We start from the raw sequence: 14,012 nt of genomic DNA, 5'->3' as shown, positions 1-14,012 counted from the left end.
ATTAAAGTAATTAATGTTAAGTTAATGTAAAATTAATATGGTTTAAATCATTTAACTTATTAGTCATTAATTTGTTTGTCAATATCGATATATAAACGAACTAATTTTTCGATTCTGTCAACCGTATATTCTACTTCTGTAAGGATAGTAAAATATAATGTCGAACTTTTTTGACTAACATTTTCTTGCTGTATACGTTCAATTTGATTATTCAATGCAATCGAAATTTTATTGTCAATCGATTGGCGCAATTTATCAAATGATTCCAATTCATTCAAGTTGTTATTCGCAAAACTCTTAGAAGTATAATTTAATAATTTTTTGTACTCAATATTAATTGATTTTAAATCAATTAATTGTTCTTCGTTTAACTTACGATGATTGTTATAGATATAGGTATGAATGGATGTGTTGATAAAATTGATACTCGTCGTGATATTTTGTAAATAGCCAAAAGATTGCACGAATACTTTACACGAGTTAATATTCTCTCTATCCATATCACGCAAAATACGATAGAAATTAGATTTTAATTCTTCGATAGAACTGATTAATTTCTTGATTTTCTTTTTATTTTCTGCTGCGTGCGTTAGGTTTTCAAATTCGATTCCGCGAATACTTAATTCAAAACTATATGCTGATTTTGATAAAGCTTTGCTGATCTGTTTTTTGTTTTTCGTAAAGATTTTTTGAATAGAATCAATATCTTCTTCTGTAAAACTGATGATAATTTCCTCTTTTTCCTTCTTCTTTTTCTTGTAGCTTTGATTTGATTTGAATAAGATAAATCCTAATAACAAAATCATTCCGATAATACCGTACGCTTGTCCAAAGAACATAATTACGGCAACAATAGCAGCCATTGTGAATGCAGAAATTCCAGTTAAAAACCATCCTCCAATAACGTTGAATACTCCTGCTACACGGAAAACAGCACTATCTCTATCCCATGCACGGTCTGCAAATGATGAACCCATTGCAACCATAAAAGTAACGTAAGTTGTAGATAAAGGTAACTTCATCGATGTTCCGATCGAAATTAAGATTGAAGCGACAATTAAATTGATTGAAGCACGAATCATATCAAAAGCTTCTTCATCAGTTGTTTGATCTTTGATAGAAAGATTTTTTTTCGGATTTTCGAAACGTTTGTCTACTTTTAATTGCAATGATTTAGGTAAAATTTTATCAATCAAACCTCCTAATATAATTACAGCTCGAACAATTCCACGTGATAAGAAGTTGGGTTTAAATTTTTCTTCTCCGTCGCTTTGTTTACTTAAATTAAGTTCTGTTTCAATTACATTTCGTGCTTTCTTCGATGTCCAAAGTGTTACAATCATGATAAGACCTGCAATTACTAAATAGTAGGACGGAGCAACAATATCATTATTTGCTAAATCTCCCATCATAAATCCTGTTGGATCTGTAACGCCAGAGGCTGTGAAAATATCGTAAGACTGAATAGCGGCAATTGGTACACCAATAAAGTTAACCAAATCATTTCCAGCAAAAGCTAAAGCTAATGCGAATGTCCCGATGAGGATAATGATTCGTAAAATATTGACTTTAAAGTAGATTAAAGTTTGTGAAACAATTGTCCATAAAACAAAATTAATTCCGATTAATAAAATTTGATTAGCTGAAATCCAACTTTTAATATCTCCACTTAAGAAGGTTAAGTTTTTAGCTCCTTTGATTAATAAGAAAAATGAAATTGCTGTAATTGCAATTCCTCCAAAAATTCCTCCATATTTTTTGATGCGAGCTTCTGAGTTGAATGTAAAGATTAAACGTGTGATGTATTGTATAATCGAACCTAATAAAAAAGATAAAAAGACAGAAAGTATAATGCTAAAAACAATTTCAGATGCTTTTTCTGTATTGATATAATTAAGTATTGTAATGAATGAGTCGTCATTTGTAATAACTTTTATTAAAGCTAAGCAGGTTGCAGCGCCTAATAATTCGAAGATAATAGAAACGGTTGTTGAAGTAGGAAAACCAATGTAGTTAAATAAATCTAAAAGAATAACATCGGCAATCATCACTGCTAAGAAAATAATCATTACATCGTAAAATGTAAACATGGAGGGGGTGAAAATTCCACTTCGGGCAATTTCCATCATTCCACTTGAAAAAACTGCACCAATCAGTAAACCGAATGATGCGATTATCATAATTGTTCTAAAACTTGCAGCTTTAGATCCTATCGCTGAATTTAAAAAATTAACAGCATCATTACTAACTCCTACCATAATGTCTAAAATGGCTAATAGAACGACTGTGACAAGGATAATGATAAATATGAGTTCCATGAAAATGTTTTAAAAATACATAAAGTGCAAAATTCTATGTTTTATTTATATTTAATGTTAATTAATTGTTACTAATGTAAATTTAACTCTAAATGTTTTTTTAAAAGTATCAAAATCAATAGAAAAAAACGAATTATATTTTGTTTTTGAAAAATTAATTGTAGATTTGCATGCCCAAAAAATGGGTTTAATCCAAATTTAAAAGGAAATTTAATTAGTATGCCAACAATTCAACAATTAGTTAGAAAAGGTAGAAAAAAACTAACCAAGAAGAGTAAATCGGCTGCATTGGAATCATGTCCACAACGCCGCGGTGTTTGTACACGTGTTTACACTACAACTCCTAAAAAACCTAACTCAGCAATGCGTAAAGTTGCTCGTGTTAGATTAACAAACGGGAAAGAAGTTAACGCGTACATCGGTGGTGAAGGTCATAATCTTCAAGAGCACTCGATAGTATTGGTTAGAGGTGGTAGAGTTAAAGATTTACCAGGTGTGCGTTACCACATTGTACGTGGAGCGTTAGATACTGCGGGAGTAAACGGACGTACTCAACGTAGAAGTAAGTATGGAGCGAAACGTCCTAAAGATGCTAAAAAATAAATTTAAGGTAAGATGAGAAAGACAAGAGCTAAAAAAAGACCTTTACTTCCAGATCCTAAATTTAATGATCAGTTAGTAACTCGTTTCGTAAACAACTTAATGTACGACGGAAAAAAATCTGTAGCATTCAAAATCTTTTATGATGCGTTAGAAATCGTAGATTCTCGCAAAGAAGATGCTGAAAAAACTTCATTAGACATTTGGAAAGAAGCATTATCTAATGTAATGCCTCACGTAGAAGTACGTTCTCGCCGTGTAGGTGGAGCTACATTCCAAATTCCAATGGAAATTCGCCCAGATCGTAAAATTTCAACAGCAATGAAATGGTTAATCAAATATTCTCGTAACAGAAACGAGAAATCGATGGCTCAAAAATTAGCTGGAGAAATTATTGCAGCTGCTAAAGAAGAAGGTTCTGCCGTTAAAAAACGTCAAGATACTCACAAAATGGCAGAAGCAAATAAAGCATTCTCTCACTTTAGATTCTAATACACGATGGCAAGAGATTTAAAATACACAAGAAATATTGGTATTGCTGCTCACATCGATGCAGGAAAAACTACGACTACAGAGCGTATCTTATTCTATTCAGGTAAGAACCACAAGTTAGGAGAAACTCACGAAGGATCAGCTACAACTGACTGGATGGAGCAAGAAGCAGAAAGAGGGATTACAATTACTTCTGCTGCTGTTACTGTTGATTGGACTTTCCCAACAGAGCAAGGTAAACCATTACCAGATGCTAAAGGATACCACTTTAATATTATCGATACTCCTGGTCACGTTGACTTTACAGTAGAGGTAAACCGCTCTTTACGTGTTTTAGACGGTTTAGTTTTCTTATTTTCAGCAGTAGATGGAGTTGAACCTCAGTCTGAAACAAACTGGCGTTTAGCAGATAACTATAAAGTTCCTCGTTTAGGATTCGTTAACAAAATGGACCGTCAAGGAGCTGACTTCTTAAATGTTTGTCGTCAAGTACGTGAGATGTTAGGATCAAATGCTGTTCCTATCGTTTTACCAATCGGTGATGAAGCTGACTTTAAAGGAGTGGTTGATTTGATTAAAAACCGTGCAATTGTATGGCATGATGAGAATCATGGTTCTACATTTGATGTTGTTGAAATCCCAGCTGATATGGTTGACGATGTAAGACAATTCCGTGGTCAATTAATCGAAGAAGTAGCTGCGTACGATGAAAACTTATTAGAGAAGTACATGGAAGATGAAAATTCTATTACTGAAGAAGAAGTTCATGCTGCTTTACGTGCTGCAACATTAGATATGTCTATCATCCCAATGACTTGTGGATCTTCGTTCAAAAACAAAGGTGTACAGTTCATGTTAGATGCTGTTTGTCGTTACTTACCATCTCCGATGGACAAAGAAGCGATTCCAGGGACAGATCCAAAAACAGATGAGGAAATCTCTAGAAAACCATCTGTAGATGAGCCGTTCTCAGCATTAGCATTTAAAATTGCTACTGACCCATTCGTAGGTCGTTTAGCTTTCTTCCGTGCTTATTCTGGACACTTAGATGCGGGTTCATACGTGTTAAATACTCGTTCTGGTAATAAAGAACGTATTTCTCGTATCTTCCAAATGCACGCTCAAAAACAAGAGCCAATCGAATACATCGAAGCTGGTGACATTGGAGCTGCAGTAGGATTCAAAGATATCAAAACAGGAGATACTTTATGTGACGAAAAAGCACCTATCGTATTAGAGTCTATGGACTTCCCAGATCCAGTAATTGGTATCGCAGTTGAGCCTAAAACAAAAGCAGACGTTGATAAATTAGGTATGGCTTTAGCTAAATTAGCTGAAGAAGACCCAACATTCCAAGTAAAAACTGATGAGGCTTCAGGTCAAACAGTTATTTCTGGTATGGGTGAGTTACACTTAGATATCATCGTTGACCGTTTAAAACGTGAATTCAAAGTAGAGGTTAACCAAGGTGAGCCTCAAGTAGAGTACAAAGAATCATTCTCAAGACCAGCAGATCACCGTGAAGTTTACAAAAAACAATCTGGTGGACGTGGTAAATTTGCTGATATCGTTTTCACAATGGGACCAGCAGATGAAGGTAAAACAGGTTTAGAATTCGTTTCTGAGATAAAAGGTGGTAACGTTCCAAAAGAATTTATCCCTTCTATTGAGAAAGGTTTCAAAGCTGCAATGAAGAATGGACCTTTAGCAGGATTCGAAATGGATTCGTTAAAAGTTACTTTAAAAGATGGATCTTTCCACCCTGTGGATTCTGACCAATTATCTTTCGAGTTAGCTGCTCAAATGGGTTACAAAGCTGCTGCTAAAGCTGCAGGTGCTCAAATTTTAGAGCCTATCATGAAGTTAGAGGTTTTAACTCCAGAAGAAAACATGGGTGACATCGTTGGTGACTTGAACAGAAGACGTGGACAAGTTTCTGGTATGGATGATAGAAATAACGCAAAAGTTATTAAAGCTATGGTTCCATTAGCAGAAATGTTCGGATACGTAACATCATTACGTACATTATCTTCTGGTCGTGCTACATCGACTATGGAATTCGATCACTATGCTCCAGCGCCAACAAACGTGGCTGAAGCTGTAATCGCTAAAGCAAAAGGTAACGCTTAATTCAAGAAAAATGAGTCAAAAAATTAGAATAAAATTAAAATCTTACGATTATTCTTTAGTTGATAAATCAGCTGAAAAAATCGTAAAAACTGTTAAAGCGACAGGAGCTGTTGTGAATGGTCCTATTCCATTACCAACTCACAAAAGAATCTTTACAGTTTTAAGATCTCCACACGTAAACAAAAAATCTCGTGAGCAATTTCAATTATCAGCTCACAAAAGATTATTAGACATCTATTCATCTTCATCTAAAACAGTTGATGCTTTGATGAAATTAGAATTACCTAGTGGTGTTGAAGTAGAAATTAAAGTGTAGTTAAACAACGCTTTAAATAAATATAAGCCTCGAGACGTGCACATCTCGAGGCTTTTTTGTAAGATATATTTGGAATCAGTTTTTAACATCGTTTTTCTCGGTTTGTAATCTTTTGAAAAATAATTAATTGAAAGTTTGTGGTTTACAAAATAATTCTTACATTTGCATGCTAATTTTAGAGAAGATCTCTAGTGTTCGAAAGTGCACATTCTCTAAAATAATAAACAAATTATTAACATATTTTAATCAAATGTCAGGTATCATTGGTAAAAAAATCGCGATGACTAGCTTATTTGATGAGAACGGGAAAAATATTCCTGTGACTATCGTAGAAGCTGGGCCATGTGTGGTTACTCAAGTCAGAACCGTAGAGAAAGATGGGTACGTTGCTGCTCAGCTTGGTTTCGATGACGCAAAAGAAAAAAACACGACTAATGCTTTAAAAGGTCACTTTAAAAAAGCAGGAACTACTCCAAAACGTAAGTTAGTTGAGTTTTACGGTGAAGAATTCGTAAACTCTTTAACATTAGGAGGAGAAGTTAACGTTGAGTTATTCAACGAAGGAGAATTTGTAAGTGTTACAGGTACTTCAAAAGGAAAAGGTTTCCAAGGTGTAGTTAAACGTCATGGTTTCGGTGGAGTAGGTCAAGCTACACACGGTCAACATAACCGTTTAAGAGCTCCAGGTTCTATCGGTGCTGGTTCAGATCCATCTCGTGTATTCAAAGGAATGCGTATGGCTGGAAGAATGGGTGGTAAACAAGTTACTGTTCAGAACTTAAAAGTACTTAAAGTGGATACTGAGAAAAATCTTTTAATTGTTAAAGGTGCTATCCCAGGTCCTAAAAATTCATACGTAATCGTTAGAAGATGGAAGTAGTAGTATTAAACATCAAAGGTCAAGAAACTGGAAGAACAGTATCTTTAGACGAGGCAGTTTTCGGAATTGAGCCTTCTACACACACAGTGTACTTAGAAGTTAAGCAATATTTAGCCGCTCAACGCCAAGGAACTCACAAAGCAAAAGAAAGAGCTGAGATTGCGGGATCTACTCGTAAAATCAAAAAACAAAAAGGAACTGGTACAGCTCGTGCAGGTTCTATTAAATCTCCAGTGTTTAGAGGAGGAGGAAGAATTTTTGGGCCACGTCCAAGAAACTATTCTTTCAAATTAAATAAAGCACAAAAGAGATTAGCTAAAAAATCTGTGTTATCACAAAAATTAGCTGAGAACGAAATCAAAGTTGTTGAGAACTTCTCATTTGAAGCTCCAAAAACGAAAGAGTTCAAAACAGTTTTAGCTGATTTAGGATTAGAGAACACAAAATCTTTATTCGTTTTAGGAGAGTCTAATAACAATGTATATTTATCTTCTCGTAACTTGCAAAAAGTTAAAGTTGTTACAACTGAGGAATTAAATGTATTTGATTTAATCAATGCTTCTCAAATCGTATTTTTAGAAGGTTCTTTAGCAACAGTTCAAGAAAATTTAACAAAATAAGACGAAGAAAATGGGAATCATAATTAAACCAGTAATTTCAGAAAAAGCTACAAATAACAGTGAGTTATTAGGGCAATATTCGTTTTATGTAGACACAAAAGCTAACAAAATTCAAATCAAAGATGCTGTAGAAAAAACGTACGGTGTATCTGTGGTTTCTGTTAGTACTTTAGTTTCTGCTCCAAAAGTGAAAACTCGTTACACAAAAACAGGTTTTCAAACTGGAAAAACAAATAAGTTGAAAAAAGCGATCGTTAGCTTAGCTGAAGGTCAAGAAATAGAGTTGTTCGGATAATTTAAGAATTAAAAAATGTCAGTAAGAAAATTAAAACCTATCACCCCGGGACAACGTTTTAGAGTGGTTAATGAATTTGCGGCAGTAGACAAAGGTGCTAAGCCAGAAAAGACATTAGTTGAAGGAAAATCTAAATCGGGTGGACGTAACAACACTGGTAAAATGACAATGCGTTATATCGGTGGTGGACACAAACAAAAATATCGTATCATCGACTTCAAACGTGATAAAGAAGGTGCTGCAACTGTAGAATCTGTACAATACGATCCAAACAGAACTGCATTCATCGCTTTATTATCTTACGAAGATGGTGAAAAACGTTACATTATTGCTCAAAATGGTTTGAAAGCTGGACAAGTAATTGTTTCAGGAGATAACGTAGAACCAGAAGTAGGTAATGCTATGAAGCTTAAAAACATTCCATTAGGTACAGTAATCTCTTGTATTGAGTTACGTCCAGGGCAAGGAGCGGTTATGGCAAGAAGTGCAGGTACTTATGCTCAATTAGTTGCGCGTGATGGTAAATATGCTATCGTTAAGTTACCAAGTGGTGAATCAAGAATGATTTTAGTGGAGTGTAAAGCAACAGTAGGTGTTGTTTCTAACACAGATCATCAGTTAGAAGTTTCTGGTAAAGCAGGACGTTCAAGATGGCAAGGTCGTCGTCCAAGAACTCGTGCAATGGTTATGAACCCAGTTGATCACCCAATGGGTGGTGGTGAAGGTCGTGCGACAGGAGGTATCCCTCGTTCTCGTAACGGTATTCCAGCTAAAGGTTACAAAACTCGTGACAAAAAGAAAGCGTCTAACAAATATATTGTTGAAAGAAGAAAAAAATAATTTATGGCACGTTCATTAAAAAAAGGACCATTCATCCACTATAAATTAGAAAAGAAAGTTTTAGCTAACGTAGAAGCGGGTAGCAAAAACGTGATCAAAACATGGTCAAGAGCATCTATGATTTCTCCTGATTTTGTTGGTCAAACTATCGCAGTACACAACGGGAAACAATTTATCCCAGTTTATGTAACTGAGAATATGGTAGGTCATAAATTAGGTGAGTTCGCTCCTACACGTACTTTTAGAGGTCATGCCGGAGCTAAAAACAAAGGAAAAAAATAGTAGAAGGCCATGGGATCTAGAAAAAGATTAAGTAACGAAAAAATCAAAGAAGCTAACAAGCAGTTGGCTTTTGCGAAATTAAATAATGTTCCTACTTCTCCTCGTAAGATGAGATTAGTAGTAGATATTATCCGTGGAGTTGAAATTCAAAAAGCTTTAGGTATTTTAAAATATACTAAAAACCACGCTTCAATCCGTTTAGAAAAATTGTTATTAAGCGCTATCGCTAACTGGCAAATCAAAAACGAAGGAGCTGATGTAGAAGAAGCTGGATTATATGTAAAAGAAATCTCTGTTGACAGTGCACGTCAATTAAAAAGAATTCGTACTGCTCCTCAAGGTAGAGCACATAGAATCAGAAAACGTTCAAACCATGTGACTTTGGTTTTAGGAACTAAAGAAGATAAACAAAAAGTACAAGATTAATAGATATGGGACAAAAAACTAATCCAATCGGAAATCGTTTAGGAATCATCAGAGGATGGGATTCTAACTGGTACGGTGGAAATGATTACGGTGATAAAATTGCAGAAGATGCAAAAATTCGTACTTATTTAAGAGCGCGTTTATCTAAAGCCGGTGTTTCTCGTATTTATATCGATCGTACTTTAAAATTAGTTACAGTTACAGTAACTACTGCTCGTCCAGGTATCATCATTGGTAAAGGTGGACAAGAAGTTGACAAATTAAAAGAAGAGTTAAAGAAAATCACTGGTAAAGAGGTTCAAATTAACATCTTCGAAATTAAGAGACCAGAATTAGATGCAATCTTAGTAGGTGATAGTATCGCTCGTCAAATTGAGAATCGTATTTCTTACCGTCGTGCAATCAAAATGGCTATTCAATCTGCAATGAGAATGAACGCTGAAGGAATTAAAGTTCAAATCTCTGGTCGTTTAAACGGTGCAGAGATGGCACGTTCTGAAACTTATAAAGACGGACGTATTCCTTTGTCTACATTCCGTGCAGACATTGATTACCACATTTCAGAAGCTCATACAACTTACGGTCGTTTAGGGATCAAAGTATGGATCATGAAAGGTGAAGTATATGGTAAGAGAGAATTATCTCCATTAGTTGGTTTACAGAAAAAACAAAAAAAATCTGATAACAACAGAAAAGGAGGTGAGAGATCTAATAATAGAAAGCGATAATTTAGTTTAACAACTAACATAAAGAATTAAGTAGATATGTTATCACCGAGAAGAGTAAAGTTTAGAAAAACCCAAAAAGGTAAGATGAAAGGTGTTTCTCACAGAGGAACTCAATTAGCTTACGGGACTTTCGGGATCAAATCTTTAGACGAAGCGTTTATTACAGCACGTCAAATCGAGGCAGCTCGTATTGCTGCAACTCGTTTCATGAAGAGAGAGGGTCAATTATGGATTAAAATATTTCCAGATAAACCAATTACTAAGAAACCAGCAGAGGTACGTATGGGGAAAGGTAAAGGTGCACCAGAATATTGGGTAGCTCCTGTACAACCAGGTCGTATCTTATTCGAAGTAGGAGGTGTGCCAGTAGAGGTTGCATCTGAAGCATTGCGTTTAGCAGCTCAGAAGTTACCTGTTAAGACTAAGTTTATCGTTGCACGTGATTTCCAAAATTAATAATTTCAAAAATTAAGAAAAAATGAAAGCAGCAGATATTAGAAATCTAAGTGTAGAGGAGTTACAAGCTAAAATAGCTGAAGAACAAGCGAACTACGATCAATTAAAATTGACGAACGCTGTTTCTCCTGTAGCAAATCCAATCGGTATTAGAGACTTACGCAGAACAATTGCTCGTTTGAATACCGTGTTAAACGAAAAACAATCATAACAGTAATCTGTAACTGATGGAAAGAAAATTAAGAAAAGAAAGAGTAGGTTTAGTTACATCTAACAAAATGGAAAAAACCATTGTTGTAGCTGAAACGAAGAAACAAAAGCACCCATTTTATGGGAAATTCGTTTTAAAAACGAAGAAATATACAGCGCACGACGAATCTAACGAATGTAACGAAGGTGACACAGTGCGTATCATGGAAACTCGTCCTTTGTCTAAAAACAAAAGATGGAGATTAGTAGAAATCATTGAAAGAGCTAAATAATATAAGTTATGTTACAACAAGAATCTAGATTAAAAGTTGCAGATAACACAGGAGCTCGTGAAGCATTAGTAATCCGCGTTTTAGGTGGTACTAAAAAAAGATACGCATCAGTAGGTGACAAAATCGTAGTTGCAATCAAGGAAGCTACACCTGCAGGAAACGTTAAAAAAGGTGCTGTATCAAAAGCTGTTGTAGTTAGAACTAAAAAAGAAGTTCGTAGAAAAGACGGTTCATATATCCGTTTCGACGATAATGCATGTGTATTATTGAACACTCAAGGAGAAATGCGTGGAACTCGTGTATTCGGTCCAGTTGCTCGTGAGTTACGTGATAAAGAATATATGAAAATTGTATCATTAGCCCCAGAGGTATTATAATAGAACAACATGGCAAAGTTAAAAATTAAAAAAGGAGACAAAGTAGTCGTATTATCAGGTTCTTCAAAAGGACAAACTGGTACTGTGTTACGCGTATTCCCTGACAAAGCTAAAGCTATCGTTGAAGGGGTTAATATTGCAAAAAAACGTGTAAAGCCAAGCGCACAAAATCCACAAGGTGGAGTTGTTGAAAAAGAAGCTCAAATCTATTTATGTAAATTGGCTTTAGTAGATCCTGAAACTGGAAAAGCGACGAAAGTAGCAATAAAAGAAGAAGGAGGTAAAAAAGTAAGAATTGCTAAAAAATCTGGTAAAGCTATTTAAGAATGAGTACAACAACATACACACCTCGTCCGCAGGTTAAATATAAAGAAGAGATTGTAGCTGCTCTTAAAGAAGAGTTCGGGTACAAATCTATTATGCAAGTTCCTAAATTAGAGAAAATTGTATTATCTCAAGGTTTAGGTGCTGCTACAGCTGACAAAAAAATCGTTGATTACGCTATCGAAGAGTTAGAATTAATCACAGGTCAAAAAGCAGTAGGAACAATTTCTAAGAAAGACGAAGCAGCTTTCAAATTACGTAAAGGAATGCCAATTGGTGCTCGTGTAACTTTACGTGGTGAGAAAATGTACGAATTCTTAGATCGTTTAGTATCTGCAGCTTTACCTCGTGTACGTGATTTTAACGGTATTTCTTCTACAGGTTTCGACGGTAGAGGTAACTATAACTTAGGTATCAAAGAGCAAATTATCTTCCCAGAAATTAATATTGATAAAATCAAGAAAATTCAAGGTTTAGATATTACCTTTGTAACTTCAGCGAATACAGATAAAGAAGCGAAAGCTTTATTAGCTAAATTCGGATTACCATTTACAAAAGAAAAATAAGAAGTCATGGCTAAAGAATCAATGAAAGCGCGTGAGCGCAAAAGACAAGCATTAGTTGCTAAGTATGCTGCGAAACGTCAAGCTTTATTAGAAGCTGGTGACTATGAAGCATTACAAAAATTACCTAAAAACGCTTCTCCTGTACGTTTACACAACCGTTGTAAATTAACAGGTCGTCCAAAAGGATACATGAGAACTTTCGGGATCTCTCGTGTTACATTCCGTGAAATGGCAAACGAAGGGTTAATCCCAGGTGTTAAAAAAGCATCTTGGTAATCTACCAAACGCTTTAGAAATATTAAATCCTTACTCTTTTATTGAGTAAGGATTTTTTTTTAATCAATTTCTTTATAAGAAATATTTTTAATAACACTATAACAAGGTTTCGCTTATGCCTTAATGGATTAAAAATAAATTATTGAGATAAATAGTTTGTAATTAAAAAATATGCAATATATTTGCAACCCAAATGCATAGTGCATTTTGGTGAAACTTTAATTTTAAAAGTAGTGCATCAGCGCTATACTATAGAATTATATTATGTATACAGACCCAATTTCAGATTTTCTAACACGCGTTAGAAATGCAATGATGGCAGGACACAAAGTAGTGGAAATCCCTGCATCTAAAATTAAAAAAGAGATCACTAAGATCTTATTTGAACAAGGTTACATCTTGAACTACAAATTCGAAGGACAAGACAAACCTCAAGGAACAATAAAAATCGCTTTAAAGTACGACAAAGTAACTAAAGAGCCAGCTATCCGTAAAATAAAAAGAGCATCTACTCCAGGTTTACGTCAATACGCAGGATCTAAAGAATTACCTCGTGTTTTAAACGGATTAGGTGTTGCTATTATTTCAACTTCTAAAGGAGTTATGACAGATAAACAAGCTCGTCAAGAGAATGTAGGTGGTGAAGTTTTATGTTTTGTTTATTAATCTTTTAAAAAATTAAGAAATTATGTCAAGAATAGGACACGCACATATCAACATCCCTGCAGCAGCGACTGTTGAATTTAAAGATAACGTAGTTACGGTTAAAGGTAACAACATTACAATGACAAGAGAGTTAAACGAAGGATTTGATGTAACTATCGAAGACGGAGTTTTAACTGTAGTTCGTCCAAATGATTCTAAAGATAACAAAGCTTTACATGGTTTGTACCGTGCATTAATCAATAACATGATTATCGGTGTTACTGAAGGTTTCAAAAAACAATTAGAATTAGTTGGGGTTGGGTATAGAGCTTCTAACCAAGGACAAAAATTAGATTTGTCATTAGGTTTCTCTCACAACATCATTATCGAATTACCAACAGAAGTTAAAGTTGAAACTTTAACAGAGAAAGGTAAAAGCCCTATTATTACATTATCATCACATGATAATCAATTATTAGGAATGGTTGTAGCTAAAATCCGTTCTTACCGTAAGCCAGAGCCTTACAAAGGAAAAGGAATTAAGTTCGTAGGAGAAATTATTAGAAGAAAAGCAGGTAAATCTGCATAAAAATCATTGAAAAATGGCATTATCTAAAGTAGAAAAAAGACAAAAAATAAAAAGACGCGTGCGTCGAAATATTTTTGGAACAGAAACTAAACCTCGTTTGTCAGTTTACCGTTCTAACAAAGAAATTTACGCTCAAATTATTGACGATAACAATGGAGTAACTTTAGCTTCTGCATCATCTCGTGAAAAAGGTGTTGCTGTAGAAGGTACAAAATCTGAAGTTTCTGTATCAGTTGGTAAAGCTTTAGCTGCAAAAGCTATCGCAAAAGGAATTGAAACTGTCGTTTTTGATCGTAACGGTTTCGTGTATCATGGTAGAATCAAAGCTTTAGCAGACGGTGCTAGAGAAGGTGGATTAAAATTCTAAAAA

22 protein-coding genes are annotated in these 14,012 nt (G+C 34.7%); 21 read left to right on the top strand and 1 reads right to left on the bottom strand.

The window, feature by feature from the left end:
• Window positions 1–59 precede the first annotated feature (59 nt).
• Window positions 60–2,318, bottom strand: coding sequence for an inorganic phosphate transporter (locus tag NZD85_RS07065; RefSeq protein ID WP_260544492.1), 2,259 nt, complete (start codon window positions 2,316–2,318; stop codon window positions 60–62).
• Window positions 2,319–2,537: 219 nt separating this feature from the next.
• Here NZD85_RS07065 and rpsL point away from each other — a divergent pair, with 219 nt between their 5' ends.
• The 21 genes from rpsL to rplR all read left to right on the top strand — a co-directional run bounded on the left by rpsL (window position 2,538) and on the right by rplR (window position 14,009).
• Complete coding sequence (gene rpsL / locus NZD85_RS07060; RefSeq protein ID WP_019974211.1) at window positions 2,538–2,921, top strand: 30S ribosomal protein S12; 384 nt, start codon at window positions 2,538–2,540, stop codon at window positions 2,919–2,921.
• A 12-nt stretch (window positions 2,922–2,933) separates the two neighbouring features.
• Complete coding sequence (rpsG, locus tag NZD85_RS07055) at window positions 2,934–3,410, top strand: 30S ribosomal protein S7 (RefSeq protein WP_019974210.1); 477 nt, start codon at window positions 2,934–2,936, stop codon at window positions 3,408–3,410.
• 6 nt (window positions 3,411–3,416) lie between these two features.
• Window positions 3,417–5,540 carry an elongation factor G gene (fusA, locus tag NZD85_RS07050; RefSeq protein WP_260544489.1) on the top strand — a complete coding sequence of 708 codons (2,124 nt, stop codon included), beginning with the start codon at window positions 3,417–3,419 and terminating at the stop codon, window positions 5,538–5,540.
• Between the two features lie 10 nt (window positions 5,541–5,550).
• The gene (rpsJ, locus tag NZD85_RS07045) at window positions 5,551–5,856 is read left to right on the top strand and encodes a 30S ribosomal protein S10 (protein ID WP_019974208.1); all 306 of its coding nucleotides are present in this window, start codon (window positions 5,551–5,553) and stop codon (window positions 5,854–5,856) included.
• Window positions 5,857–6,106: 250 nt separating this feature from the next.
• A complete protein-coding gene (gene rplC / locus NZD85_RS07040; RefSeq protein ID WP_026357390.1) occupies window positions 6,107–6,736 on the top strand; it encodes a 50S ribosomal protein L3 in 630 nt (209 codons plus the stop codon).
• On the top strand, window positions 6,727–7,356 hold the full coding sequence (gene rplD, locus NZD85_RS07035) for a 50S ribosomal protein L4 (protein WP_171623139.1): 630 nt from the start codon (window positions 6,727–6,729) through the stop codon (window positions 7,354–7,356). Before rplC ends, rplD begins: the two co-directional genes overlap by 10 nt.
• A 10-nt stretch (window positions 7,357–7,366) precedes the next feature.
• A complete protein-coding gene (gene rplW, locus NZD85_RS07030; RefSeq protein WP_171623140.1) occupies window positions 7,367–7,651 on the top strand; it encodes a 50S ribosomal protein L23 in 285 nt (94 codons plus the stop codon).
• Between the two features lie 15 nt (window positions 7,652–7,666).
• The gene (gene rplB, locus NZD85_RS07025; RefSeq protein WP_225541310.1) at window positions 7,667–8,491 is read left to right on the top strand and encodes a 50S ribosomal protein L2; all 825 of its coding nucleotides are present in this window, start codon (window positions 7,667–7,669) and stop codon (window positions 8,489–8,491) included.
• A 3-nt stretch (window positions 8,492–8,494) separates the two neighbouring features.
• Entirely contained in the window at window positions 8,495–8,773 is a 279-nt protein-coding gene (gene rpsS / locus NZD85_RS07020; protein WP_171623142.1) for a 30S ribosomal protein S19, read from the top strand.
• Window positions 8,774–8,782: 9 nt separating this feature from the next.
• Complete coding sequence (rplV, locus tag NZD85_RS07015) at window positions 8,783–9,199, top strand: 50S ribosomal protein L22 (protein ID WP_171623143.1); 417 nt, start codon at window positions 8,783–8,785, stop codon at window positions 9,197–9,199.
• A gap of 5 nt (window positions 9,200–9,204) precedes the next feature.
• Window positions 9,205–9,927, top strand: coding sequence for a 30S ribosomal protein S3 (gene rpsC, locus NZD85_RS07010; protein WP_019974200.1), 723 nt, complete (start codon window positions 9,205–9,207; stop codon window positions 9,925–9,927).
• Between the two features lie 36 nt (window positions 9,928–9,963).
• A complete protein-coding gene (rplP, locus tag NZD85_RS07005) occupies window positions 9,964–10,383 on the top strand; it encodes a 50S ribosomal protein L16 (RefSeq protein ID WP_171623144.1) in 420 nt (139 codons plus the stop codon).
• Between the two features lie 22 nt (window positions 10,384–10,405).
• The gene (gene rpmC / locus NZD85_RS07000; protein WP_038335494.1) at window positions 10,406–10,594 is read left to right on the top strand and encodes a 50S ribosomal protein L29; all 189 of its coding nucleotides are present in this window, start codon (window positions 10,406–10,408) and stop codon (window positions 10,592–10,594) included.
• A gap of 16 nt (window positions 10,595–10,610) precedes the next feature.
• On the top strand, window positions 10,611–10,865 hold the full coding sequence (rpsQ, locus tag NZD85_RS06995) for a 30S ribosomal protein S17 (protein WP_171623145.1): 255 nt from the start codon (window positions 10,611–10,613) through the stop codon (window positions 10,863–10,865).
• Window positions 10,866–10,873: 8 nt separating this feature from the next.
• Window positions 10,874–11,242 carry a 50S ribosomal protein L14 gene (gene rplN, locus NZD85_RS06990; protein ID WP_171623146.1) on the top strand — a complete coding sequence of 123 codons (369 nt, stop codon included), beginning with the start codon at window positions 10,874–10,876 and terminating at the stop codon, window positions 11,240–11,242.
• A 9-nt stretch (window positions 11,243–11,251) separates the two neighbouring features.
• A complete protein-coding gene (gene rplX, locus NZD85_RS06985) occupies window positions 11,252–11,566 on the top strand; it encodes a 50S ribosomal protein L24 (RefSeq protein WP_171623147.1) in 315 nt (104 codons plus the stop codon).
• Between the two features lie 2 nt (window positions 11,567–11,568).
• Complete coding sequence (rplE, locus tag NZD85_RS06980; RefSeq protein WP_188319624.1) at window positions 11,569–12,132, top strand: 50S ribosomal protein L5; 564 nt, start codon at window positions 11,569–11,571, stop codon at window positions 12,130–12,132.
• Between the two features lie 6 nt (window positions 12,133–12,138).
• Window positions 12,139–12,408: a 30S ribosomal protein S14 gene (gene rpsN / locus NZD85_RS06975; RefSeq protein ID WP_135835265.1), complete on the top strand. Its 270-nt coding sequence runs from the start codon at window positions 12,139–12,141 to the stop codon at window positions 12,406–12,408.
• Window positions 12,409–12,672: 264 nt separating this feature from the next.
• Entirely contained in the window at window positions 12,673–13,074 is a 402-nt protein-coding gene (gene rpsH / locus NZD85_RS06970) for a 30S ribosomal protein S8 (RefSeq protein ID WP_135835489.1), read from the top strand.
• Between the two features lie 22 nt (window positions 13,075–13,096).
• Window positions 13,097–13,642, top strand: a complete 546-nt coding sequence (gene rplF / locus NZD85_RS06965) for a 50S ribosomal protein L6 (protein WP_171623149.1) — start codon at window positions 13,097–13,099, stop codon at window positions 13,640–13,642.
• A gap of 13 nt (window positions 13,643–13,655) precedes the next feature.
• Window positions 13,656–14,009, top strand: coding sequence for a 50S ribosomal protein L18 (gene rplR / locus NZD85_RS06960; protein ID WP_114999013.1), 354 nt, complete (start codon window positions 13,656–13,658; stop codon window positions 14,007–14,009).
• The last annotated feature ends 3 nt before the right edge of the window (window positions 14,010–14,012 follow it).

It is taken from the genome of Empedobacter stercoris (genome assembly GCF_025244765.1).
Taxonomy (GTDB): Bacteria; Bacteroidota; Bacteroidia; order Flavobacteriales; family Weeksellaceae; genus Empedobacter; species Empedobacter stercoris.
This window is presented reverse-complemented; position numbering and strand designations above follow the sequence as displayed.